The organism is Enterobacter cloacae complex sp. P18RS (genome assembly GCF_014982105.1).
GTDB classification, from domain to species: domain Bacteria; phylum Pseudomonadota; class Gammaproteobacteria; order Enterobacterales; family Enterobacteriaceae; genus Enterobacter; species Enterobacter hormaechei_C.
Map to the genome: position 1 here is coordinate 72,996 of NZ_JADCKV010000009.1, position 22,232 is coordinate 95,227.

Annotated in this window: 22 protein-coding genes; 10 read left to right on the top strand and 12 right to left on the bottom strand. The window is 55.7% G+C overall.

Annotated features, from left to right (window positions below; translation table 11 throughout):
- Positions 1-23: 23 nt before the first annotated feature.
- The 4 genes from INF61_RS06865 to fdhD all read right to left on the bottom strand — a co-directional run bounded on the left by INF61_RS06865 (position 24) and on the right by fdhD (position 3,122).
- Positions 24-710 (bottom strand): fimbria/pilus chaperone family protein, encoded by a 687-nt coding sequence (locus tag INF61_RS06865; RefSeq protein ID WP_032668945.1) that lies wholly within the window; start codon positions 708-710, stop codon positions 24-26.
- A 76-nt stretch (positions 711-786) separates the two neighbouring features.
- Entirely contained in the window at positions 787-1,494 is a 708-nt protein-coding gene (locus INF61_RS06870) for a DUF1120 domain-containing protein (RefSeq protein WP_032651996.1), read from the bottom strand.
- Positions 1,495-1,958: 464 nt separating this feature from the next.
- Entirely contained in the window at positions 1,959-2,171 is a 213-nt protein-coding gene (locus tag INF61_RS06875) for a DUF1471 domain-containing protein (RefSeq protein ID WP_032651998.1), read from the bottom strand.
- 114 nt (positions 2,172-2,285) lie between these two features.
- Positions 2,286-3,122: a formate dehydrogenase accessory sulfurtransferase FdhD gene (gene fdhD, locus INF61_RS06880; RefSeq protein WP_109937889.1), complete on the bottom strand. Its 837-nt coding sequence runs from the start codon at positions 3,120-3,122 to the stop codon at positions 2,286-2,288.
- Between the two features lie 371 nt (positions 3,123-3,493).
- Here fdhD and fdnG point away from each other — a divergent pair, with 371 nt between their 5' ends.
- Genes fdnG through fdhE form a run of 4 tightly spaced genes read left to right on the top strand, consistent with a single transcriptional unit; the run spans position 3,494 to position 9,017 of the window.
- The gene (fdnG, locus tag INF61_RS06885; protein WP_085929672.1) at positions 3,494-6,544 is read left to right on the top strand and encodes a formate dehydrogenase-N subunit alpha; all 3,051 of its coding nucleotides are present in this window, start codon (positions 3,494-3,496) and stop codon (positions 6,542-6,544) included.
- Between the two features lie 12 nt (positions 6,545-6,556).
- Positions 6,557-7,459: a formate dehydrogenase subunit beta gene (gene fdxH / locus INF61_RS06890; protein WP_014072386.1), complete on the top strand. Its 903-nt coding sequence runs from the start codon at positions 6,557-6,559 to the stop codon at positions 7,457-7,459.
- On the top strand, positions 7,456-8,091 hold the full coding sequence (gene fdoI / locus INF61_RS06895; RefSeq protein ID WP_003861958.1) for a formate dehydrogenase cytochrome b556 subunit: 636 nt from the start codon (positions 7,456-7,458) through the stop codon (positions 8,089-8,091). Before fdxH ends, fdoI begins: the two co-directional genes overlap by 4 nt.
- Positions 8,088-9,017 (top strand): formate dehydrogenase accessory protein FdhE, encoded by a 930-nt coding sequence (gene fdhE / locus INF61_RS06900; protein WP_149121140.1) that lies wholly within the window; start codon positions 8,088-8,090, stop codon positions 9,015-9,017. The genes fdoI and fdhE overlap by 4 nt, the downstream gene beginning before the upstream one ends.
- 39 nt (positions 9,018-9,056) lie before the next feature.
- Here the strand turns inward: fdhE and INF61_RS06905 are convergent, their stop codons facing one another.
- Both INF61_RS06905 and INF61_RS06910 read right to left on the bottom strand, forming a co-directional pair.
- Positions 9,057-9,428 carry a PIN domain-containing protein gene (locus INF61_RS06905; protein WP_193547637.1) on the bottom strand — a complete coding sequence of 124 codons (372 nt, stop codon included), beginning with the start codon at positions 9,426-9,428 and terminating at the stop codon, positions 9,057-9,059.
- A 2-nt stretch (positions 9,429-9,430) separates the two neighbouring features.
- Positions 9,431-9,673: a ribbon-helix-helix domain-containing protein gene (locus INF61_RS06910; RefSeq protein WP_015569912.1), complete on the bottom strand. Its 243-nt coding sequence runs from the start codon at positions 9,671-9,673 to the stop codon at positions 9,431-9,433.
- Positions 9,674-9,871: 198 nt separating this feature from the next.
- Between INF61_RS06910 and INF61_RS06915 the strand changes: the two genes are divergently transcribed.
- Positions 9,872-10,792: an alpha/beta hydrolase gene (locus INF61_RS06915; protein WP_047716219.1), complete on the top strand. Its 921-nt coding sequence runs from the start codon at positions 9,872-9,874 to the stop codon at positions 10,790-10,792.
- 8 nt (positions 10,793-10,800) lie between these two features.
- On the opposite strand, the gene fabY is transcribed toward INF61_RS06915, so the two are convergent.
- The 6 genes from fabY to INF61_RS06945 form a co-directional block, all read right to left on the bottom strand.
- Complete coding sequence (gene fabY, locus INF61_RS06920) at positions 10,801-11,742, bottom strand: fatty acid biosynthesis protein FabY (RefSeq protein ID WP_015569910.1); 942 nt, start codon at positions 11,740-11,742, stop codon at positions 10,801-10,803.
- A gap of 44 nt (positions 11,743-11,786) precedes the next feature.
- Positions 11,787-12,224 (bottom strand): D-aminoacyl-tRNA deacylase, encoded by a 438-nt coding sequence (gene dtd / locus INF61_RS06925; RefSeq protein WP_015569909.1) that lies wholly within the window; start codon positions 12,222-12,224, stop codon positions 11,787-11,789.
- Complete coding sequence (locus INF61_RS06930; protein ID WP_003861949.1) at positions 12,221-13,102, bottom strand: virulence factor BrkB family protein; 882 nt, start codon at positions 13,100-13,102, stop codon at positions 12,221-12,223. The genes dtd and INF61_RS06930 overlap by 4 nt, the downstream gene beginning before the upstream one ends.
- Complete coding sequence (yihX, locus tag INF61_RS06935; RefSeq protein ID WP_017694048.1) at positions 13,096-13,695, bottom strand: glucose-1-phosphatase; 600 nt, start codon at positions 13,693-13,695, stop codon at positions 13,096-13,098. Before yihX ends, INF61_RS06930 begins: the two co-directional genes overlap by 7 nt.
- Positions 13,696-13,813: 118 nt before the next feature.
- Positions 13,814-14,614 carry a DeoR/GlpR family DNA-binding transcription regulator gene (locus INF61_RS06940; RefSeq protein ID WP_017382673.1) on the bottom strand — a complete coding sequence of 267 codons (801 nt, stop codon included), beginning with the start codon at positions 14,612-14,614 and terminating at the stop codon, positions 13,814-13,816.
- 34 nt (positions 14,615-14,648) lie between these two features.
- Positions 14,649-15,545, bottom strand: coding sequence for a sugar kinase (locus tag INF61_RS06945; protein WP_193547638.1), 897 nt, complete (start codon positions 15,543-15,545; stop codon positions 14,649-14,651).
- A gap of 155 nt (positions 15,546-15,700) precedes the next feature.
- Between INF61_RS06945 and yihU the strand changes: the two genes are divergently transcribed.
- The 5 genes from yihU to INF61_RS06970 are packed head-to-tail and all read left to right on the top strand — an operon-like array spanning position 15,701 to position 22,209.
- Positions 15,701-16,591, top strand: a complete 891-nt coding sequence (gene yihU / locus INF61_RS06950) for a sulfolactaldehyde 3-reductase (RefSeq protein ID WP_032649900.1) — start codon at positions 15,701-15,703, stop codon at positions 16,589-16,591.
- Positions 16,592-16,608: 17 nt separating this feature from the next.
- A complete protein-coding gene (gene yihT, locus INF61_RS06955; RefSeq protein ID WP_045327147.1) occupies positions 16,609-17,484 on the top strand; it encodes a sulfofructosephosphate aldolase in 876 nt (291 codons plus the stop codon).
- Positions 17,485-17,498: 14 nt separating this feature from the next.
- The gene (gene yihS / locus INF61_RS06960) at positions 17,499-18,740 is read left to right on the top strand and encodes a sulfoquinovose isomerase (RefSeq protein WP_032668940.1); all 1,242 of its coding nucleotides are present in this window, start codon (positions 17,499-17,501) and stop codon (positions 18,738-18,740) included.
- Between the two features lie 16 nt (positions 18,741-18,756).
- Positions 18,757-20,781, top strand: a complete 2,025-nt coding sequence (locus INF61_RS06965) for an alpha-glucosidase (RefSeq protein ID WP_193547639.1) — start codon at positions 18,757-18,759, stop codon at positions 20,779-20,781.
- Positions 20,782-20,826: 45 nt separating this feature from the next.
- Complete coding sequence (locus tag INF61_RS06970) at positions 20,827-22,209, top strand: MFS transporter (RefSeq protein ID WP_193547640.1); 1,383 nt, start codon at positions 20,827-20,829, stop codon at positions 22,207-22,209.
- Positions 22,210-22,232: the final 23 nt, after the last annotated feature.

Below are 22,232 nucleotides of genomic sequence, written 5' to 3' on the forward strand. Positions count from 1 at the left end.
TACTCCATGTTTGTTAAGTGATTTTATTGCTGAAGGTCGGCGATATAATTCCCTGCCTTATAGCCATAACGCGTTGCCGGATAGATTTCGATTTGTTTTTCGGATGCTGATATTTTGGCTGGGGCGCTGGCCATCATTTTTTCGCCAGGAAGAATGTAAGTCTTAGCTAATGTCGCGATCGTACCCGAGGCCATTAATTTCACCTTTTGCTCCAGTCGGACGACATAAGGCGTATTATTCTCAACCGTGACATTGCCATTTTTTATCTGCCAGGTGAGTGCCTTCCAGGGTTCAATATTTACCGCCAGGCCAGCCGGGTGAATAATGACGGGAAGGTTCTGGCTAAACACCACTTTAACTTTATTTTTTTCACGCTGAGGGATAGCGGTAAAAATGACACGCTTGAAATGTTCCACCTTCAGCGGCTCAGCGCTGCTTTTCAGCACAAAACGTACGCGCTGGGTTTTACCCGCATCTACGCGCACAACCGGCTGCGTGGCAAACAGGCCCGGCTTGGGGTCGTCCGGGAGATCAATAATTTTGGTGTACAGCAGCTGTGCTTCAGCATCCGTGTTTTTAACATCCATGCTGGCCCCCTGCTTGTCTTCATTGACAATAAGCAGCGAGGTATCCGGCACCATCCCGGCAGCCATACCGTTAAATGAGGCCAGCAGGCAGGCACAGATCAGCGTTCTCTTTAAAAGCAGCATAATATTAGTCCATTAATATTGGTAATGACACCCCGCCGGAGTGGGGTGTCAGGTATTTCATGATGCGTGGGTGCGATTACAGATAAACCAGCTCAACGTTGGTTAAGCCGTCCAGGGTGGCTTCATCCGTGATATTTAAATCATCGGTTGGGTTAATCATCGCGGCGACACCCACATTAAAGTTAACCTTGGTTTGTGCGACAGGCGTGCCGCCCAATGTGTCACTGAAGGAATATAATTCGCTTTTGTCTGTGTTTACTTTTAAATAGCGCTGTCCGCCTGTTGTTGCCCACGTTGTTCCGTTATCGCGCGATGCAGTAGGATACAGTTCATCGCCTGCGTCGTTCGTGACAGCGCCTTTCGTAAGCTGAATCCCTAATGAGTAGGCACCAATTTTCTTACCATTGTACATACCCAGCCCGGCGGTTTGGTACGCCTCTCTCCCAAATTCCGTATCAATAAAACTGGTCGGCAAAACTTGAGTTGGTCCTGAGTCTGCATGGGCATCATTAAACGTTACTGCAATGCGGGTGGCCTCTTCACAGGTAATGGAAACAGGAATAATTTTAACATCCGCCAATGGTGTAGCCGAAGTGGAATTCAGTGAAGACGCACTTATCGTGCCATAATCGGCAATACCACCACCGCTAATAAATGTAGGCGTACAGGAAGAGGGGACGATTTTACCCGTCACCTGAATATCAACACTGGAAGCTGCCAGAGCAGAGGACGCCACGACAGCCAGCGCGGACGCCAGCATTCCTTTTTTAAACATCGCGTTCATTTAATTTCCTTATAAAAGTGAAATACAAAATATGCCAAATAATTAATATTTGGCCTAAGGGGGTACTACTAAACATTGTTTTAGAAAGTAGCATTACAGATAGCTCAGATCAATAACCCCAAAACGTTTTAGGATTAGAGCCTGAGGAATTCCTTAAATCTCAAGATCAATAATAAATATTTTATATATGAAACTTAAAATAACCGAATGCAACCGCCAAAAACATTCATTGAATAAATACAAGGAATCAACTGGCCAGACCATTTACTTGATATACTTATGGGATTGTTGTTTTTTAAACAAAAGTCACATTAAAAAGCGGATTATTACTTATTTTATTTAGTTAATAAGGTTTATCCAGGAGGATATGACTGTTTTGGGAGGAGTCAAAAGAAAATTAAGCAGAAGGAAGAAGAATGAAACCTGTCCCTGCTCCGAAAAGCAAGGGACAGCGGCTATATGACTTATTTGTTCAGTTCAGCGGTCATGTGTACGCGGTTACCGGTGAATGCCTGGGTAATTTTGTAGGATGACGCGCCCGCTTCCTGAGCCTGTGCGGCGATTTTAGCTTCTGCACCATCCAGCGTAGAGGCGGATGCAGTCACAGTCTGCGCAGCGAAAGAACCGAAAGAAGTAGCCAGAGCGATTAAAGCGACAAAAGTTTTGATGCTTTTCATGAGATAAACCTTTTCGTTAAGTTGTTTAGATAAGGCACCGTGCCTTGATGAGACAAATACTAGCCCTCATCATGAACAACTAAAAGCGGAAGGTTTTGCTATACTCATTCAAAATTACTGATTAACAATTAATCGCTGCGGATGGGTGTAAATTGTCGCCCTGCCCGGCTTGCAGAACCCCACCAGCGTCAGGTTGCAGCGCTCTGCCACTTCGACCGCCAGCGTTGTCGCAGCCGACACCGCAAACAGGATCTCCACGCCGCACATGGCCGCTTTCTGCACCATTTCATAGCTGGCGCGGCTGGAAACGAGCGCGGCCCCTTGCTGCCAGACGGCATCTTCACGCGCGCGACGGCCCAGCAGTTTATCCAGCGCCACATGGCGGCCCACATCTTCATGACCTCCGACGATCTCGCCCGACGGGAGCAACCACGCCGCAGCATGTGTACAGCCGCTCAGCTGACCTATGGGCTGGACATCATTGAGGTGCTCCAGGGCTTTGTCGAGGTTACCGAGGTTGAAAGTCTGGGTAAACGGCAGCGGCGCGACGGGCTTACCGATATCGTTAAGCTGTTCAACGCCACACACGCCGCAGCCGGTGCGTCCGGCCAGCGCCCGGCGGCGCTCTTTCAGCCCCATAAAGCGACGACTGGAGAGTTCGATTTGTACTTCAAGGCCATTACAGGCCTGAACCACATCCATACCGTAGATCTCCTGCGGATGCGCAATGATGCCTTCCGAGAGGGAAAAACCTATGGCGAACAGTTCCAGATCTTTCGGCGAAGCCATCATCACCACATGCGAAATCCCGTTGTAAACCAGGGCAACGGGGACCTCTTCCGCCAGAAAATCCGGCGTGGCATGTGAAATGTGAGGCGGTCTGTGTACCGACAGTTCCACAATGCCCGCAGGCATTGGCGACACGTGGGCAGCACGGTTTTGTTTAGACACAACGGTATTCCTGAACAACCACGGAAGTGAGCCTGCTATTGCAACACAAACGGCAGGCCTTACGCATAGTATGGATCAACTTTTCAGCAACCATTCTCCTACTCAATACGGAGGGGTGCAACCGATCAGCTGCTACACCTCTTTAACATGCACAGGATAAAATGTGATTGATATCACATTTTATAATCAATGCCGTGATAATACGTTCACTTTGTTTTAACCCCGTTAGAACAGGCGTACCGACATTGTGGTATTCTGAGCTTATCCCTCGGAGAAATGAGGGATTAATGCAAATTTTTCTCCTTTGCGGTTAATTCTCAACCGCAAAGTAAAACTACATAGCAATGTCGTAATGAACCAAGGAGTGACCCATGCAGGTCAGCAGAAGGCAGTTCTTTAAGATCTGCGCTGGCGGTATGGCAGGCACCACGGCGGCGGCACTGGGCTTTGCGCCCGGTGTAGCGCTGGCGGAAACACGGCAGTATAAACTGCTGCGCACCCGCGAAACCCGTAACACCTGTACGTACTGCTCCGTCGGCTGTGGGCTGTTAATGTATAGCCTCGGCGACGGTGCGAAAAACGCCAAAGCATCCATTTTCCACATCGAAGGCGATCCGGATCACCCGGTCAACCGTGGTGCGCTGTGTCCGAAAGGGGCCGGTCTGGTAGATTTTATCCACTCCGAAAGCCGCCTGAAGTTTCCTGAGTATCGCGCTCCCGGCTCTGACAAATGGCAGCAAATCAGCTGGGAGGAAGCGTTCGATCGCATCGCTAAGCTGATGAAAGAAGACCGCGATGCCAACTTTATCGCGAAGAATGCCGAAGGCACCACCGTTAACCGCTGGCTCTCCACCGGCATGCTGTGTGCTTCTGCGTCCAGTAACGAAACCGGCTATTTAACCCAGAAATTTACGCGCGCACTCGGTATGCTCGCGGTCGACAACCAGGCGCGTGTCTGACACGGACCAACGGTAGCAAGTCTTGCTCCAACATTTGGTCGCGGTGCGATGACCAACCACTGGGTCGACATCAAAAACGCCAACCTCATTGTGGTGATGGGCGGTAACGCCGCTGAAGCGCACCCTGTCGGGTTCCGCTGGGCGATGGAAGCCAAAATCCACAACGGCGCGAAGCTGATTGTGATCGATCCCCGCTTTACGCGTACAGCGTCAGTGGCGGATTTCTACACCCCTATTCGTTCAGGTACTGACATCACTTTCCTGTCAGGCGTATTGCTGTACCTGATGACCAACGAAAAATATAACCGCGAGTACACCGAAGCCTATACCAACGCCAGCCTGATCGTGCGTGAGGATTACCACTTCGAAGATGGCCTGTTCAGCGGTTATGACGCCGAAAAACGCAAATACGACAAAACCAGCTGGAACTACGAGCTGGACGAAAACGGCTTTGCGAAGCGCGACACCACCCTGCAACACCCTCGCTGCGTGTGGAACCTGCTGAAAGAGCACGTTTCCCGCTACACGCCGGAGGTTGTCGAAAACATCTGTGGGACGCCGAAAGCGGATTTCCTGAAGGTGTGCGAGCTGATAGCGGAAACCAGCGCGAAAGATAAAACCGCGTCGTTCCTGTATGCGCTCGGCTGGACGCAGCACTCCATCGGCGCGCAGAACATCCGCACCATGGCGATGGTTCAGCTGCTCCTCGGCAACATGGGGATGGCAGGCGGCGGTGTGAACGCCCTGCGCGGTCACTCCAACATTCAGGGTCTGACCGACCTCGGCCTGCTGTCTCAGAGCCTGACGGGTTACATGAACCTGCCGAGCGAGAAACAGACCGACCTGCAAACCTACCTGACGGCCAGCACGCCAAAACCGCTGCTCGAAGGCCAGGTGAACTACTGGGGCAACTATCCGAAGTTCTTCGTCTCGCTGATGAAAGCCTTCTACGGCGACAAGGCGACGGCAGAAAACAGCTGGGGCTTTGACTGGCTGCCGAAGTGGGACAAAGGTTACGACGTACTTCAGTACTTCGAAATGATGCACCAGGGCCAGGTCAACGGCTATATCTGCCAGGGCTTTAACCCGGTGGCGTCGTTCCCGAACAAGAACAAGGTTGTCGAGTCTCTGTCGAAGCTGAAGTTCCTGGTGACGATTGACCCGCTCAATACCGAAACGTCGACGTTCTGGCAGAACCACGGTGAGTCGAACGATGTCGATCCGTCGAAGATTCAGACCGAAGTGTTCCGTCTGCCGTCTACCTGCTTCGCGGAAGAGAACGGGTCTATCGTCAACTCCGGCCGCTGGTTGCAGTGGCACTGGAAAGGCGCGGATGCCCCGGGCATCGCCTTGAACGACGGCGAGATCCTGGCCGGTATCTTCTTACGTCTGCGTAAAATGTACGCGGCTGAAGGCGGCGCAACGCCTGAGCCGGTGCTGAACATGACCTGGAACTACTCGACGCCAGAGAATCCGTCTCCGGAAGAAGTGGCGATGGAGAGCAACGGTAAGGCGCTGGCGGACGTTATCGACCCGGCGACCGGTGCGGTGCTGGCGAAGAAAGGCGATCAGCTCAGCACCTTTGCGCACCTGCGCGATGACGGTACGACCTCCAGCGGCTGCTGGATCTTTGCCGGTAGCTGGACGCCAAAAGGCAACCAGATGGCCAACCGCGATAACGCCGACCCGTCGGGCCTCGGCAATACGCTGGGCTGGGCATGGGCATGGCCGCTTAACCGCCGCATCCTCTATAACCGCGCCTCTGCTGACCCGCAAGGCAACCCGTGGGATCCGAAGCGTCAGCTACTGAAGTGGGACGGCGCGAAATGGGGCGGCGTGGATATTCCGGACTACAGCACTGCCGCACCGGGCAGCGATGTCGGGCCGTTTATCATGCAGCCTGAAGGGATGGGGCGCCTGTTTGCTATCGATAAGATGGCGGAAGGTCCGTTCCCGGAACACTACGAGCCGTTTGAGACGCCGCTGGGTACTAACCCGCTGCACCCGAACGTGGTCTCTAACCCGGCAGCCCGCATCTTCAAAGGCGATTTTGAAGCGCTGGGTAAAAAGGACAAGTTCCCTTATGTCGGCACCACTTACCGTCTGACCGAGCACTTCCACTACTGGACCAAGCACGCGCTGCTGAATGCCATCGCGCAGCCGGAGCAGTTTGTGGAGATCGGCGAGAAGCTGGCGAACAAACTCGGCATTGCCCATGGCGATACCGTGAAGGTCTCCTCTAACCGCGGCTACATCAAAGCCAAGGCGGTGGTGACCAAGCGTATTCGCACGCTGAACGTTCACGGTCAGCAGGTGGATACCATCGGCATCCCAATTCACTGGGGTTATGAGGGCGTGGCGAAGAAAGGGTTCATTGCGAACACCCTGACGCCGTTCGTCGGTGATGCGAACACGCAGACGCCGGAGTTTAAGGCCTTCCTCGTGAACGTGGAAAAGGTGTAACGGAGACGACTTATGGCTTATCAATCTCAAGACATTATCCGTCGTTCCGCGACTAACGGTTTCACGCCCGCGCCTCAGGCGCGGGACCACCAGCAGGAAGTGGCGAAGCTTATCGACGTGACCACCTGTATCGGCTGTAAAGCCTGTCAGGTGGCCTGTTCAGAGTGGAACGACATCCGTGACGAAGTGGGTCACAACGTCGGGGTGTACGACAACCCGGCGGACCTGACCGCCAAGTCCTGGACGGTAATGCGTTTCTCGGAAGTGGAGCAGAACGACAAACTGGAATGGCTTATCCGCAAAGATGGCTGTATGCACTGTGCGGATCCGGGCTGCCTGAAGGCGTGTCCGTCAGAAGGGGCTATCATTCAGTATGCCAACGGCATCGTCGACTTCCAGTCCGAGCAGTGTATTGGCTGCGGCTATTGCATCGCGGGTTGTCCGTTTGACGTGCCGCGCCTGAACCCGGAAGACAACCGCGTCTACAAATGTACGCTGTGCGTTGACCGCGTAAATGTCGGCCAGGAGCCAGCGTGCGTGAAGACCTGTCCAACTGGCGCTATCCACTTTGGCTCCAAAGAGGATATGAAAACGCTGGCGGCAGAGCGCGTGGGCGAGCTGAAAACTCGTGGTTACGATAACGCGGGCCTGTACGATCCGGCCGGGGTTGGCGGTACGCACGTGATGTACGTGCTGCACCACGCCGACAAGCCGAACCTGTATCACGGCCTGCCGGAGAACCCGGAAATCAGCGCGACCGTGAAGTTCTGGAAAGGCATCTGGAAACCGCTGGCCGCGGTCGGTTTTGCGGCCACCTTCGCAGCGAGCATCTTCCACTACGTCGGCGTTGGTCCGAACCGTGCGGAAGAGGAAGACGACAACCTGCATGAAGAGAAAGACGAGGTGCGCAAATGAGAAAACGTGACACCATCGTGCGCTACACCGCGCCGGAACGCATCAACCACTGGGTCACCGCCTTCTGCTTCATGCTGGCGGCGATAAGCGGGCTGGGGTTCTTCTTCCCGTCCTTCAACTGGCTGATGCAGATCATGGGGACACCACAGCTGGCGCGTATACTGCACCCGTTTGTGGGCGTCATCATGTTCGCGTCGTTCATCATCATGTTTTTCCGTTACTGGCACCATAACCTAATCAATCGGGATGATATCTTTTGGGCGAAGAATATTCGTAAGATCGTCGTCAACGAGGAAGTGGGTGATACCGGGCGTTATAACTTCGGCCAGAAATGCGTATTCTGGGCGGCGATTATCTTCCTGGTCCTGTTGCTGGTGAGCGGCGTGATCATCTGGCGTCCGTACTTTGCGCCTGCTTTCTCAATCCCGGTGATCCGATTCGCGCTGATGCTGCATTCATTTGCCGCAGTGGCGTTAATTGTGGTTATCATGGTGCATATTTACGCCGCCCTCTGGGTGAAAGGCACCATTACCGCGATGGTGGAAGGCTGGGTCACCAAAACGTGGGCGAAGAAACATCACCCGCGCTGGTACCGAGAAGTCCGCCAGAAACAGGAAAAGTCATCTGAATGAGTATTCGCATAATCCCGCAAGATGAGCTGGGGTCGAGCGAGAAACGTACGGCGGAGTATATTCCGCCGTTGTTATTCCCCAGACTCAAGAACCTCTACAACCGCCGCGCAGAGCGTCTGCGCGAGCTGGCAGAGAACAACCCGCTGGGCGATTTTCTGCGTTTTGCCGCGCTGGTCGCCCATGCGCAGGAAGTGGTGCTGTACGACCATCCGCTGCAAATGGACCTGACCGCACGCATCAAAGAAGCCAATGAGCATGGCAAACCGCCGCTGGATATTCACGTCCTGCCGCGCGACAAGCACTGGCATAAGCTGCTGCATTCCCTGATCGCCGAGCTGAAGCCCGAGATGAGCGGCACGGCGCTGGCAGTCATTGAGAACCTGGAAAAAGCCTCCGATCAGGAGCTGGAAGAGATGGCGAGCGCGCTGTTTGCTTCCGACTTCTCACTGGTGAGCAGCGATAAAGCGCCGTTCATCTGGGCTGCGCTGTCTCTCTACTGGGCGCAAATGGCGAGCCTGATTCCAGGTAAAGCCCGCGCCGAATACGGCGAAGCGCGCCAGTTCTGCCCGGTGTGTGGTTCAATGCCGGTCTCCAGCATGGTGCAAATCGGCACCACTCAGGGGCTGCGCTACCTGCACTGCAACCTGTGTGAAACCGAGTGGCACGTGGTGCGCATCAAGTGCAGCAACTGCGAACAGACCCGCGATCTGAACTACTGGTCGCTGGAAAATGAAGACGCGGCGGTGAAAGCGGAGAGCTGCGGCGACTGCGGGACCTACCTGAAGATTCTGTATCAGGAAAAAGACCCGAAAGTCGAAGCCGTGGCCGACGATCTCGCCTCGCTGATTCTGGACGCGAAGATGGAGCAGGAGGGCTTTGCCCGCAGCTCGATCAACCCGTTCCTGTTCCCGGGTGAAGGGGAGTAATCTCCAGTGAGAGTGCCGGGCGGCGCGAGCTTGCCCGGCCTACACCTGGTAAGGCGTAAGGACCTCGTCAATACCCGCAAAATCTTTCGTGTTGCGAGAAATCAACGGACATTTTCTGCTCTGCGCTATGGCCAGAATGATAGCATCAGGCAGTTTCATTCCATGCTTCTCACGTAGTAAAACGCTTCTTTCCGCAATATCCCGAGACACATCAATAATTTCAAAAGCGCCCATAACGGCTGCCGTTTTCGCTTCATGACCATGCCTGCGAGCGCCCACCATTACTTCCATCCAGGTAATTAAGCTGATGGCACGATGCGACGCGGTATGCTCAATCGCATCCGCAGCTTCAATACGGTTGTTGAAGAGATCAATGAGAATATTGGTATCAAACACTGCCATGTGCTCCATGATTACCACTCCTCACGCAGCTTGCGTTCATACTCAAGCCCGTCCTCTTTTCTGTCTCCCCACAGACCAAGCGCATTTCGGATAACAGAAGAACTCTGCTGGTCGAGATACAGTTCTATCGCTTCCCGAAGCAGTTCAGCACGTGGTTGATTTCGCAATTGCTTGAGATTATCCAAACGTTGAATCACGTCATCAGACAAATCGATAAGTATTCTGCCCATATCAAGTTCCGCCAAAACGCTCATATATCACCTTAGTATATCATCTTTGGTTAATTTTCAGGCAAAATACTCTTTATCAATTTAGGGTGAAAGGACGTTTTTTAGGGAATGATCGATTTTGCGAGCCGCTTTCCACAATATGCACCTCTCAATATTTCTCTGTTTTCATCTGCTGTAAACCAGGCTATAAACTGTATAAAAACACAGTAAAAGGACGTAATCATGGCACTGGAAAAGGGTATTGATAAGCTGGTACAGGAGTTTATTGCCGCAGGACGACCTTCCTCGCGAAAGCAGAGTATTGATGACCGGAGAAGCGGATATGTCGCCAGCACAGCGCTAGCCGGGGAAACAGAAACGCGTGTCCAGGTTGTAACGCTTGTTCTTGAGGATATGACCTTTCGGGTATTTTCGCCTTTCAATGCCCCTGAAACGTTATCTTGTGCCCTCTACTATCATGGCGGTTGTTTTGTCAGCGGTGGGTTTGAAACCCATGATAATCAGCTTCGCCAACTGGCGTTTTACGGTAACTGCCGGGTCATTGCGGTTCAGTACAGACTCGCACCCGAGAATACTTTCCCCGCTGCGCATGACGATGCAGAGAGAGCGGCAGATCTTGTCTGGCAAAATGCAGAACAATTAGGTGTGGATAAAAACCGGATTACACTTTGTGGAGACAGCGCGGGAGGTCATCTTGCGCTGGTAACGTCATTGCGGCTTAAGGCCAAAGGTCTCTGGGATCCCGCGCAGCTCATTCTTATCTACCCCATGCTCGACGCTACGGCCAGTTTTGAAAGCTATACCCTCAATGGCATGGATTACGTGATTACTCGCGATACCCTTTTGAGCGGCTATGAAATGTATCTGGCTGGAGCCGACCGTCAACATCCTGAAGTCAGCCCACTGTGGCGCAACGACTTTAGCGGTCTGCCGAAGGTCCATATTGTTACCGCGGAATATGATCCGTTACGCGACGAAGGCGAGGCGCTTTATCAGCGCCTCACGGAGCAAGGCGTGAAGTGTACCGCTCAACGATGGCGGGGTGTAATACACGGCTTCTTCCAGTTGGGTGGAATTAGCCAGTCAGCGCGAGACGTTATGCGAGATATTGCCTGGCGCATTAACCATGCCGGGCGAGAGTGAGAAGGAGACTACTCCTCCTCGTTCCCGCCCTCTTCATACGCGCCATACGGCTTCGCAGGCAGAACGATATAGGTGCCTTCAAACACCGCGCCTGGCGTTTCATCGCCGAACAGCTCCACCTGCATCTGTACGCGTGCTTTACGTCCACGCGCCAGACGGTCGAGATCGCCGCCCAGTGCGCCCAGGTCAGCAACCGCGCTCGGCTTGCCGCTGATCGGGGCGCTGTAGCGGATATGGGCATCGGCCAGAATAATGGTGCCGCCGAGATGACGTTCGCGCAGCATCAGCCAGATCAGTCCCCAGCCGGTGAGCGTGGCAAGTGAAAACAGGCTGCCGGCAAACAGAGTATGGTGCGGGTTCTGGTTGCCGGTTTCCGGCATGGTGGTAATAAATTTTTGCCCGGTATATTGCTGAATACGCACACCCATTTTTTCACTGAGCGGAATGTGCTGATACCATGCCTGCTGGAGCTGCCCGCACCAGTCGGCGCGATGGAGAATATCGTCCAGCGTGGCGATGGGTTTGATCATCAAAAAGTGACGAATCGGCGTAGTTTGCGGGGCGGTGATTTCCCCCTGATTCACGAAACCAAGCTTGGCAAAGAACTCAACGGCATCTTCGCGGGCGCTACAGGTGACACGCTTGACCCCTTCCTGACGGGCAACGGATTCCAGCGTCATAGCCATCAGCGTTCCAAGGCCTTTGTCCTGCACGGAGGGATGAACGGCCATAAAGCGGATTGAAGCTTCGTTGTCGGCATTGATATACAGACGTCCCACGGCAACGAGGTTGCCCTCTTCATCAACCACCATCTGGTGGTGCGCCATCGCGTCCCAGGCGTCGCGTTCAGAGCCTTTAGGTTGATGCAGTGGCTTGCGCAGCATTTCCCAGCGGAAATGGTAATAAGCGTCTAATTCTTCTTCCGTTTGCGGTACTCGAAGGTGATACATAGCTGTACTCTCTCTTGTTACCCGCGGCCATGCCGCCAGTTGGCTCATACCTGGAGCCAGAATGTGACGGGGCCATCGTTCACCAGCGAAACCTGCATATCCGCAGCGAATCGTCCGGTTTGTGTATTCATGTCCTGTTGGCGACAGCGCTCAACAAAGTACTCGTAAAGGGCTTCTGCGCGATCCGGTGCCGCGCCCTTCGAAAAACTCGGGCGCATGCCGCGTTCGGTATCCGCGGCCAGCGTAAACTGGGAGACCACCAGCACGCTGCCGCCCGCCTGCTGAACGTTCAGGTTCATCTTGCCTTCCGCATCGCTGAAAATGCGGTAGCCCAGTACGCGCTCACACAAGCGGTTGGCTTTTTGTTCGTCGTCATCCTTTTCGACCCCCAGGAGCACCAAAAGTCCTGGGCCAATTTCACCCGTCACCTCATCCGCCACGGTGACGCTGGCACGGGTTACGCGCTGAATCAATGCAATCATGGTTGGTCTGCTTCTTGTTGTTTTTCAGCTTCTGCTGCTTTTTTGAGTTCGCGGTAGACCCCGAGAGTGACAGTTATTTCGGCGCCAAGCAAGACGATACACCACGTCCAGTAGACCCAGACAAACAAAATGGGGATCACCGCCAGCACGCCGTAAATCAGCTGATAAGAGGGGAACATGGTGATATAAAGCGCGAATCCTTTCTTGCCCAGCTCAAAGAGCAACGCCGCGACCAGCGCACCCACCACGGCATCCCGGTTGGGTACGCGCGTGGTTGGTACCACGCTGTAGAGCAGCCAGAACGAAAGCCACGATAAAATCAGCGGGAAGATACGCAGCACGTTATCGATCACGCTGTTTAAGTCGGTCGCCCAGCGCAGCGAAAGAAGGTAGGAACTGATCGCCAGGCTTGCCCCCGCTAGCAATGGGCCAAGGGTTAAAATCATCCAGTAGACGGCAAAGGAGTAAACCTTCGGGCGGACTTTTTTGCTCCGCCAGATGGTGTTGAGCGCACTGTCGATGGAGTACATCAGCAGCAGCGCGGTAACAATAAGCCCACATGCCCCCACCGCCGTCATCTTGCTGGAGTTAGCGACAAACTGTTCAATGTAGTTCTGGATCACATCGCCGGTGGCAGGAATAAAGTTCGCGAAAACAAAATGGCGAAGCTGCATGCTCACATCGGCAAACATCGGAAACGCCGAAAAAAGCGCAAAGATCACCGCCACCAGCGGCACCAGCGAGAGCAAGGACACGTAAGCGAGATTGCCCGCCAGCGTGGTCATGTTGTCCTCGTCAATGCGATGCCAGAGGAGTTTCAGCCACGCCCTCAGCGGGCGCGTGTGGTGATTGGCTTTTTGATGAACGGTTTTTAGCATAACTGCTTCGCAAAGTAGTTCGGTATCGTCTCTTTTCCGGTCACCAGAATGGAGGTGATACCTAACTGATTAGCCCCTTCTATATTATCGGCGTTGTCGTCAAAAAAGACCGCATCCGCCGCCGTGGATCCTTCTTCCTGCAATACCGCCTGATAGATACGCGCCTCAGGTTTACGCATCCCCATCTCCTGGGAGAGATACACCTTATCTGCCGCCGCGTGGATTTCCGGGTATTCATCCGGCCAGAAGGTGGTATGCAGGCGGTTGGTATTCGACAGGACGACGACACGATGCCCCTGCTCGCGCAGCTTGTGCATGATGTCGATCACTTCGGGGCGGATCGCGACAAATATGGCCTGCCAGCCGTGGGAAAACTGCTCGTAGCTTAACGAGAGACCCATTTCCTGACAGAAACGCTCTGCGAACGCTTCATCGCTGATCTCACCGCGCTCGTGCAGATGGAAAGTCTCACCCATCGCGAAATTCTGCTTTAACGTCGCCAGCGGAACACGGCTAAAATCGCTCCATGCGCCCAGCACCCGGTTAAAATCGATATCGACGATTACATTTCCTAAGTCAAAGATATAAAGCATGTTTATCTCCTTTCGCCGTGGAAAAGTAACTGTAGCGGGAAAGAGAAACTTTAGCTATGCGCCAGATTCAGCTTAGAGAAAGGAAAGGCCCGAATCGCAATATCGGGCCATAGGATTTTCAGCCAGCCTGCTGCTCTTCTCCGGAATTGACTTCGACAACCTCAACCTTGCTGGATTTGAGGTGATTTTGCAGCGCCGGGCCGGGCAGCTCATCGGTGAACAGCGCCGTCGCCTGCGCCACGTTGCCAATTTCAACCGCCGCGGAGGCGTGGTATTTCGTATGATCGGCCGCCAGTAAAATGTGACGGGAGTGAGCGATCATGGTTTTCACCACGCTGGCTTCGTTAACGTCAAATTCCATCATCGCGCCGTCTTGCTCTATCGCCCCGACGCTGGTGACCAGGTAATCCGCGCGAAATCCTGACACGAACGCCGTTGCCGCAGGACCGATAATGCCGCCGTTATGCGGGCGCAGCGTACCGCCGGGCACCATCACCTCAAAGCGCGGATTCTTATAAAGAATGTGTGCCACCCTCAGGCTGTTAGTGATGATGCGCAGATGATTATGGTTAAGCAGTGCCCGGGCAACGTGCTCCACGGTCGTCCCGATGGTGATAAAAATGGTCGAACCGTCGGGAATATAGTCCGCAATCGCTTCGGCAATCGCCCGTTTCTCTTCGGTAAGCGAGACTTCACGCTGTTCGAACGCCGTGTTGACCACGCTGGATGCCCTGCCCGCGCCGCCGTGATGACGGGTGATCAGCCCCTGCTCGCTGAGCTTACGGATATCCCGGCGCACGGTTTGCGTGGAGACATCCAGCAGCTGCGCCAGTTCATCAATGTTCATATAGCCGCGATCGGCAATCAGCGTCAGCAGCTGATCGTGACGCGGGTTGCCGGTCAGTTCGGTAAGGCTCATGGGCTGTCCTCTGAAAACCATCACGCCCCGCATTTTATACAAAAAGTGACAAAAAAGAGCGGGTTTGATCACAGTCGGGTATACCCGCGCGCCCGCCGGGCTTTGTACATTTCAGTGCTGCGACGGCGCTGGCAAAACGCACGGCGTCTGCGGCGGGTAATTTCTGCCCCAGGCTGACCGCCAGCGCACCGTGGAACACGTCGCCCGCCCCGGTGGTATCAATGACGTTCACTTCAAAACCAGGCTGATGACATAGCGTGTCGTTTTCCAGCCAGAAACAGCCGTCTCGCCCCTGCGTAACATACACATGTCCATTTGTGAGCGTTTGTGCTTTCTTCAGCGCGTTTTCGGTTTCATCCAGCTGCGTTAAACGCCGCAGTCCTGGCGCGGAGAAGGCCGCGTGGTCGCTTAAGGCAATCAGATCCGCGATATCCTGCGGGGTGACATCCGCATCCAGCAGCGTCGGTACGTCCTGCTGGCGGGCCAGGGTAAATGCCTGTTTTGCCCCGTCATGCCAGCGCACGTCGGCTAAGACAATGTCCCACTGAGAGAAGTCGATTTCATGCAGCCAGTCTGCCGCCGCAGGGAGATCGGGGCTGGGGTAGTTGGCAATAACGCGCTCTCCGCTTGCATCCACCAGCACCGCCGATTGCGACGATCGGGCTCCCTTAACTATGTGCGTATAGCGGGTGTTCACCCCCAGGGATTCCAGCTCCGCAAGCAGTCGTCTGCCGGTATCGTCGTCCCCCACCCGACCAATAAAATCCACTTCCGCGCCCAGTTTTGCGGCTGCCACTGCCGCCGTTGCCGCCGGGCCGCCGCCCACTTCCGTATATTCTTTTGCGACATATTTCCCACCTTCTTTCGGTAAATCATCGAGATACCAGATGCGATCCAGCACGGTAATGCCGACACAAACGATGCGAGTCATGGTGATTCCTTCTGCGATTTCTGATGCCTTCATTTTAATTTCACCAAATGTTTAAAAAGTGACCCGTGTCAATTTTTTGACTATAAATTACAAATACGATCAAAAACAGACACCACAAACGCGCAAAAATTGACACGATGTGACAGGAGAGAGGCATGTCAGCAATCGCATTTATCGGCTTAGGACAGATGGGCGCGCCCATGGCGAAGAATCTGTTGAAACAGGGCCACCAGCTTAACGTTTTTGATGTGAACCCGCAGGCGGTTCAGGCGCTGGTAGAGAGCGGCGCCCGGGCGGCGGGAACGCCAGCGCAGGCCGTAACGGAGGCCGAATTCGTCATTACCATGCTGCCAAACGGCGACCTGGTGCGCAGCGTGCTGTTCGGCGAGCACGGCGTATGCGAAGGGTTATCCCGCGACGCGCTGGTCATTGATATGTCCACCATTCACCCGCTGCAAACCGACGCACTGATCCGCGACATGGCTGAGCAAGGCTTCAGCCTGATGGACGTGCCCGTCGGACGCACCTCTGATCATGCCATCGCCGGTACGCTGCTCCTGCTGGCGGGCGGTACGGCGCAGCAGGTTGAGCGCGCCACCCCCGTTTTAATGGCGATGGGCAATGAACTGATTAACGCCGGCGGGCCGGGAATGGGCATCCGCGTGAAGCTCATCAATAACTACATGAGCATCGCCCTGAACGCCCTTTCCGCCGAAGCCGCCGTACTGTGCGAAGCGCTTGGCCTCTCCTTTGACGTGGCGCTCAAGGTGATGAGCGGCACGCCGGCGGGTAAAGGCCACTTCACCACGTCATGGCCGAACAAGGTACTGAAAGGGGATCTTTCACCCGCCTTTATGATCGACCTTGCGCATAAGGATCTGGGGATCGCCCTCGACGTGGCCAACCAGCTCCACGTTCCGATGCCGCTGGGCGCGGCTTCCCGCGAAGTTTACAACCAGGCACGCGCCGCCGGGCGCGGGCGCGAAGACTGGACAGCCATTCTTGAACAGGTTCGCGCATCTGCCGGGCTGAAAAAAACACACTGATACGAAAGGACTGAGGAATGACGATGTACACCCTGAAAGATATCACCCGACCTTCCGGCGGTTTTGCGATGCTGGCCGTGGATCAGCGCGAAGCGATGCGCCTGATGTTTGCTGCCGCAGGCGCGCCGGTGGCGGTAACCGACCAGCACCTGACGGATTTCAAGGTCAATGCGGCGAAAATTCTGTCGCCGTACGCCTCTGCGATCCTCGTCGACCAGCAGTTCTGCTACCGCCAGATTGTCGAGCAGCAGGCCGTAGCCAAAAGCTGCGCAATGATTGTCGCCGCCGACGAGTTTATCCCGGGGAACGGCATTCCGGTCGACAGCGTGGTGATCGACAAGAACGTTGACGCGCAGGCGGTCAAACGCGATGGCGGTAAGGCGCTGAAGCTGCTGGTGCTGTGGCGCAGCGATGAAGATCCGCAGCAGCGCCTGGAAATGGTGAAAGCGTTCAATACGCTGTGCCACGACAACGGGCTGCTGAGCATTATCGAGCCGGTGGTGCGTCCCCCGCGCCGCGGCGCCGCGTTTGACCGCGAGCAGGCGATCATCGATGCGGCCAAAGAGCTGGGCGACAGCGGCGCCGACCTCTACAAAGTGGAAATGCCGCTGTTTGGTAAGGGCACACAGCACGAGCTACTGACGGCCTCGCAGAAGCTGAACGAGAACATCGCCATGCCGTGGGTGATCCTCTCCTCCGGTGTGGACGATAAGTTATTCCCGCGTGCCGTAAGCGTCGCCATGCAGGCGGGGGCATCGGGCTTTTTAGCCGGGCGCGCCGTCTGGTCATCGGTGATTGGCCTGCCGGACACCGAGCTGATGCTGCGTGATATTTCCGTACCAAAACTTCAGCGTCTGGGTGAGATCGTCGACGAAATGATGGCTCGCCGTTGAAAAAGGACCCGAACATGAAATGGTTTAACACCCTGAGCCATAACCGCTGGCTCGAACAAGAGACCGACCGCATTTTCGATTTCGGCAAAAACGCCGCCGTACCAACCGGCTTTGGCTGGCTGGGCAATAACGGGCAGGTGCGCAGCGATATGGGCACCCATCTGTGGATCACCGCCCGCATGCTGCACGTGTACGCGGTGGCAGCGAACATGGGCCGTCCCGGCGCGTACGCCCTGGTTGAGCACGGCATTAATGCCCTGAACGGTCCGCTGCGCGACAAACAGCACGGCGGCTGGTACGCCTGCGTAAACGATGAAGGCGTGATTGATGCGTCCAAGCAGGGCTATCAGCATTTCTTCGTCCTGCTGGGCGCGGCGAGCGCCGTCACCACCGGCCACCCGCAGGCACGCAAGCTGCTGGACAATGCCATCGAGGTGATTGAGCGCTACTTCTGGAGCGAACAGGAGCAGATGTGCCTGGAGTCCTGGGACGAAGCCTTCAGCAAAACGGAAGACTATCGCGGCGGTAACGCCAATATGCACGCCGTGGAAGCCTTCCTCATCGTCTATGACGTGACCCACGACCGGAAATGGCTCGACCGCGCCTTGCGTATCGCCTCGGTGATTATTCACGACGTGGCGCGCAAAGGGGAGTACCGCGTTAACGAGCATTTCGACACCAGCTGGAACCCGATCCGCGATTACAACATCGATAACCCTGCCCACCGCTTCCGCGCCTACGGCGGCACGCCGGGGCACTGGATCGAGTGGGGCCGCCTGATGCTGCACCTGCGTGCCGCGCTGGAAGCCCGCTTTGAAACCCCGCCGGAGTGGCTGCTGGAAGATGCGAAAGGCCTGTTTCACGCCACTATTCGCGACGCCTGGGCACCCGACGGGGCGGACGGCTTTGTCTACTCCGTGGGCTGGGACGGCAAGCCTATCGTGCGCGAACGCGTGCGCTGGCCAATCGTCGAGGCGATGGGCACGGCTTACGCGCTCTACACCGTCACCGGCGAGGCGCAGTACGAAGCCTGGTATCAGAAATGGTGGGATTACTGCATCAAGTACCTGATGGATTACGAAAACGGTTCATGGTGGCAGGAGCTGGACACCAATAACGAAGTGACCACCAAAGTCTGGGACGGCAAGCAGGATATTTACCACCTGCTGCACTGCCTGGTGATCCCCCGCCTGCCGCTGGCGCCGGGCTTAGCCCCTGCCGTCGCCGCCGGATTACTGGATAGCCTGGCCAAATAATAAAGACGGAGTTTTTATGCGTACCCTACACAATATTGACCTGAAAAATAACGAAAGTGGTTTCACCCTGCGCTGGCAGGACCGTCTGATTTTATCCCACTCTGCGGATGCCCCCTGCCTGTGGATCGGTGCAGGCGAAGCGGATATCGAGATGTTTCGCGGCAATTTCATCATCAAAGACAAGCTTAACGAAAAGATTGCCCTGACGAACGCGACCGTCACGCAGCAAAGCGCGGGCTGGGCAATCCGCTTTACCCGCGGCGACGCGGTGAGCGCGACGCTGCTGGTGGGCGTGGATGGTGAGGGCCGTCTGGAGCTGAAGCTGAAAAATGACGCCGCCAGCCATAACCGCATCTGGCTGCGGCTGGCGGCTCAGCCTGACGATCATATCTACGGCTGCGGCGAGCAGTTCTCGTATTTCGATCTGCGCGGCAAGCCGTTCCCGCTGTGGACCAGCGAGCAGGGCGTGGGCCGCAATAAGCAGACCTACGTCACCTGGCAGGCCGACTGCAAAGAGAACGCGGGCGGCGACTACTACTGGACCTTCTTCCCACAGCCTACCTTCGTGAGCACCCAGAAGTACTACTGCCACGTGGATAACAGCTGTTATATGAACTTCGACTTCAGCGCGCCGGACTTCCACGAGCTAGCATTCTGGGAAGATAACGCCACGCTGCGCTTCGAATGCGCAGAAACCTACGTCGATCTGCTGGAAAAACTGACCGGCCTGCTGGGGCGTCAGCCTGAACTGCCGGACTGGGTTTACAACGGCGTGACGCTGGGTATTCAGGGCGGCACCGAGGTGTGTCAGCAGAAGCTCGACGCCATGCGCGAGGGCGGCGTGAAGGTAAACGGCATCTGGGCGCAGGACTGGTCCGGCATCCGGATGACCTCCTTTGGCAAACGCGTAATGTGGAACTGGAAGTGGAACAGCGCGCTCTATCCGCAGCTTGATGAGCGGATTGCGCAGTGGAAAGAAGAAGGCGTGCAGTTCCTCTCCTATATCAACCCTTACGTCGCCAGCGATAAAGATCTCTGCGAAGAGGCGTCGAAGCGCGGCTATCTGACCAAAGATGCCGACGGCAAGGATTACCACGTTGAGTTCGGCGAGTTCTACGCGGGCGTTATCGACCTGACTAACCCGGAAGCCTACAGCTGGTACAAAGAGGTGATCAAAAAGAACCTGATCGAACTGGGCTGCGGCGGCTGGATGGCCGATTTCGGGGAATATCTGCCGACCGATACCTTCCTGCACAACGGCGTGAGCGCGGAGATCATGCATAACGCCTGGCCAGCCCTGTGGGCGAAATGTAACTACGAAGCGCTGGAGGAGACCGGCAAGCTCGGGGAGATCCTGTTCTTCATGCGCGCGGGCTACACCGGCAGCCAGAAGCACTCGGTGATGATGTGGGCGGGGGATCAGAACGTCGACTGGAGCCTGGACGATGGTCTGGCGTCCGTCGTACCGGCGGCGCTGTCGCTGGCGATGACCGGGCACGGGCTGCACCACAGCGACATTGGCGGCTATACGACCCTCTTCGAGATGAAGCGCAGCAAAGAGCTGCTGCTGCGCTGGTGCGACTTCAGCGCCTTTACGCCGATGATGCGTACCCACGAGGGCAACCGCCCTGGCGACAACTGGCAGTTCGACGGCGACGCGGAAACCATCGCCCACTTCGCGCGCATGACCACCGTCTTCACCACTCTGAAGCCGTACATCAAAGCTGCGGTAGCGCAGAACGCGAAGAGCGGCCTACCGGTGATGCGCCCGCTGTTCCTGCACTACGAGGACGACGCGCGCGCCTACACGCTGAAATACCAGTACCTGTTTGGCCGCGATCTGCTGGTGGCGCCGGTTCATGAAGAGGGACGCCGCGACTGGTCGCTCTATCTGCCGCAGGACACCTGGGTCAATGCGTGGACCGGGGAAACCTGCCAGGGCGGTGACATCACCGTTGATGCCCCGCTCGGCAAACCGCCGGTCTTCTATCGCCAGCACAGCGAATGGGCAGATCTGTTTAGCACCTTACGTCATATCTGATAAGGCTCGCCCGCGGGGAAACCTGCGGGCAGACGGAGAACAATAATGAGTCAACATACTTCTGATCCGGCAACCCTGCGCCTGCCGTTTAAAGAAAAACTCGCCTACGGGATGGGCGATCTCGGCTCTAACATCCTGCTTGATATCGGCACGCTGTATCTGCTGAAGTTCTACACCGACGTGCTGGGGCTGCCTGGCACCTACGGCGGGATTATCTTCCTGATTGCGAAGTTTTTTACCGCCTTCACCGACATGGGCACCGGGATCATGCTCGATTCCCGGCGCAAGATCGGCCCGAAAGGGAAATTCCGCCCGTTCGTGCTGTATGCAGCCTTCCCGGTAACGTTGCTGGCGATAGCTAACTTCGTCGGCACACCGTTTGAAATTACCGGTAAAACGGTGATGGCGACGGTGCTGTTCATGCTGTACGGCCTGTTCTTCAGCATGATGAACTGCTCCTACGGCGCGATGGTACCCGCCATTACCAAAAACCCGGACGAGCGTGCTTCGCTGGCCGCCTGGCGCCAGGGCGGCGCCACGCTGGGTCTGCTGCTCTGTACGGTGGGCTTTGTCCCGGTGATGAACCTGATTGAGGGCAACGACCAGCTTGGCTACATCTTTGCCGCCACCCTCTTCTCGCTGTTCGGGTTGTTCTTTATGTGGTGGTGCTATAAAGGCGTAACCGAGCGTTACGTCGAGACGCAGCCTGCTAACCCGGCGCAGAAACCGGGGCTGTTGCAGTCGTTTCGCGCCATCGCCGGGAACCGTCCGCTGTTTATCCTGTGCATCGCTAACCTGTGCACGCTGGGCGCCTTTAACGTTAAGCTCGCCATTCAGGTCTACTACACGCAGTACGTACTGAACGACCCGATCCTGCTGTCGTACATGGGCTTCTTCAGCATGGGCTGTATTTTTATCGGCGTCTTTATGATGCCCAGCGCGGTGCGGCGCTTCGGTAAGAAAAAGGTCTACATCAGCGGGCTGATGATTTGGGTGGCGGGCGATCTGCTTAACTACTTCTTCGGCGGCGGCTCGGTGAGCTTCGTGGCGTTCTCCTGCCTGGCGTTCTTTGGCTCCGCGTTCGTGAACAGCCTGAACTGGGCGCTGGTGTCCGATACCGTGGAATACGGCGAGTGGCGCACCGGCGTACGCTCCGAGGGGACGGTCTACACCGGCTTTACCTTCTTCCGTAAGGTCTCGCAGGCGCTGGCGGGCTTCTTCCCGGGGATCATGCTCACGCAGATCGGCTATGTGCCCAACATGGTGCAGTCCGCCGGCACGGTTGAAGGGCTACGGCAGCTGATATTTATCTATCCGAGTCTGCTGGCAGTCATCACCATCGTGGCGATGGGCTGCTTCTACAACCTTAACGAGAAGATGTATGTGCGCATCGTGGAAGAAATTGAGCTGCGCAAACGTACGGCATAAATGACGTGATTGAGCGCCCTGCG

Bases quoted from the DNA above. Each gene is read 5' to 3' on its own strand.
- INF61_RS06865 (WP_032668945.1), bottom strand. From the start codon at position 710: ATGCTGCTTTTAAAGAGAACGCTGATCTGTGCCTGCCTGCTGGCCTCA.
- INF61_RS06870 (WP_032651996.1), bottom strand. From the start codon at position 1,494: ATGAACGCGATGTTTAAAAAAGGAATGCTGGCGTCCGCGCTGGCTGTC.
- INF61_RS06875 (WP_032651998.1), bottom strand. From the start codon at position 2,171: ATGAAAAGCATCAAAACTTTTGTCGCTTTAATCGCTCTGGCTACTTCT.
- fdxH (WP_014072386.1), top strand. From the start codon at position 6,557: ATGGCTTATCAATCTCAAGACATTATCCGTCGTTCCGCGACTAACGGT.
- fdoI (WP_003861958.1), top strand. From the start codon at position 7,456: ATGAGAAAACGTGACACCATCGTGCGCTACACCGCGCCGGAACGCATC.
- fdhE (WP_149121140.1), top strand. From the start codon at position 8,088: ATGAGTATTCGCATAATCCCGCAAGATGAGCTGGGGTCGAGCGAGAAA.
- INF61_RS06905 (WP_193547637.1), bottom strand. From the start codon at position 9,428: ATGGAGCACATGGCAGTGTTTGATACCAATATTCTCATTGATCTCTTC.
- INF61_RS06910 (WP_015569912.1), bottom strand. From the start codon at position 9,673: ATGAGCGTTTTGGCGGAACTTGATATGGGCAGAATACTTATCGATTTG.
- INF61_RS06915 (WP_047716219.1), top strand. From the start codon at position 9,872: ATGGCACTGGAAAAGGGTATTGATAAGCTGGTACAGGAGTTTATTGCC.
- fabY (WP_015569910.1), bottom strand. From the start codon at position 11,742: ATGTATCACCTTCGAGTACCGCAAACGGAAGAAGAATTAGACGCTTAT.
- dtd (WP_015569909.1), bottom strand. From the start codon at position 12,224: ATGATTGCATTGATTCAGCGCGTAACCCGTGCCAGCGTCACCGTGGCG.
- INF61_RS06930 (WP_003861949.1), bottom strand. From the start codon at position 13,102: ATGCTAAAAACCGTTCATCAAAAAGCCAATCACCACACGCGCCCGCTG.
- yihX (WP_017694048.1), bottom strand. From the start codon at position 13,695: ATGCTTTATATCTTTGACTTAGGAAATGTAATCGTCGATATCGATTTT.
- INF61_RS06940 (WP_017382673.1), bottom strand. From the start codon at position 14,614: ATGAGCCTTACCGAACTGACCGGCAACCCGCGTCACGATCAGCTGCTG.
- INF61_RS06945 (WP_193547638.1), bottom strand. From the start codon at position 15,545: ATGACTCGCATCGTTTGTGTCGGCATTACCGTGCTGGATCGCATCTGG.
- yihU (WP_032649900.1), top strand. From the start codon at position 15,701: ATGTCAGCAATCGCATTTATCGGCTTAGGACAGATGGGCGCGCCCATG.
- yihT (WP_045327147.1), top strand. From the start codon at position 16,609: ATGACGATGTACACCCTGAAAGATATCACCCGACCTTCCGGCGGTTTT.
- yihS (WP_032668940.1), top strand. From the start codon at position 17,499: ATGAAATGGTTTAACACCCTGAGCCATAACCGCTGGCTCGAACAAGAG.
- INF61_RS06965 (WP_193547639.1), top strand. From the start codon at position 18,757: ATGCGTACCCTACACAATATTGACCTGAAAAATAACGAAAGTGGTTTC.
- INF61_RS06970 (WP_193547640.1), top strand. From the start codon at position 20,827: ATGAGTCAACATACTTCTGATCCGGCAACCCTGCGCCTGCCGTTTAAA.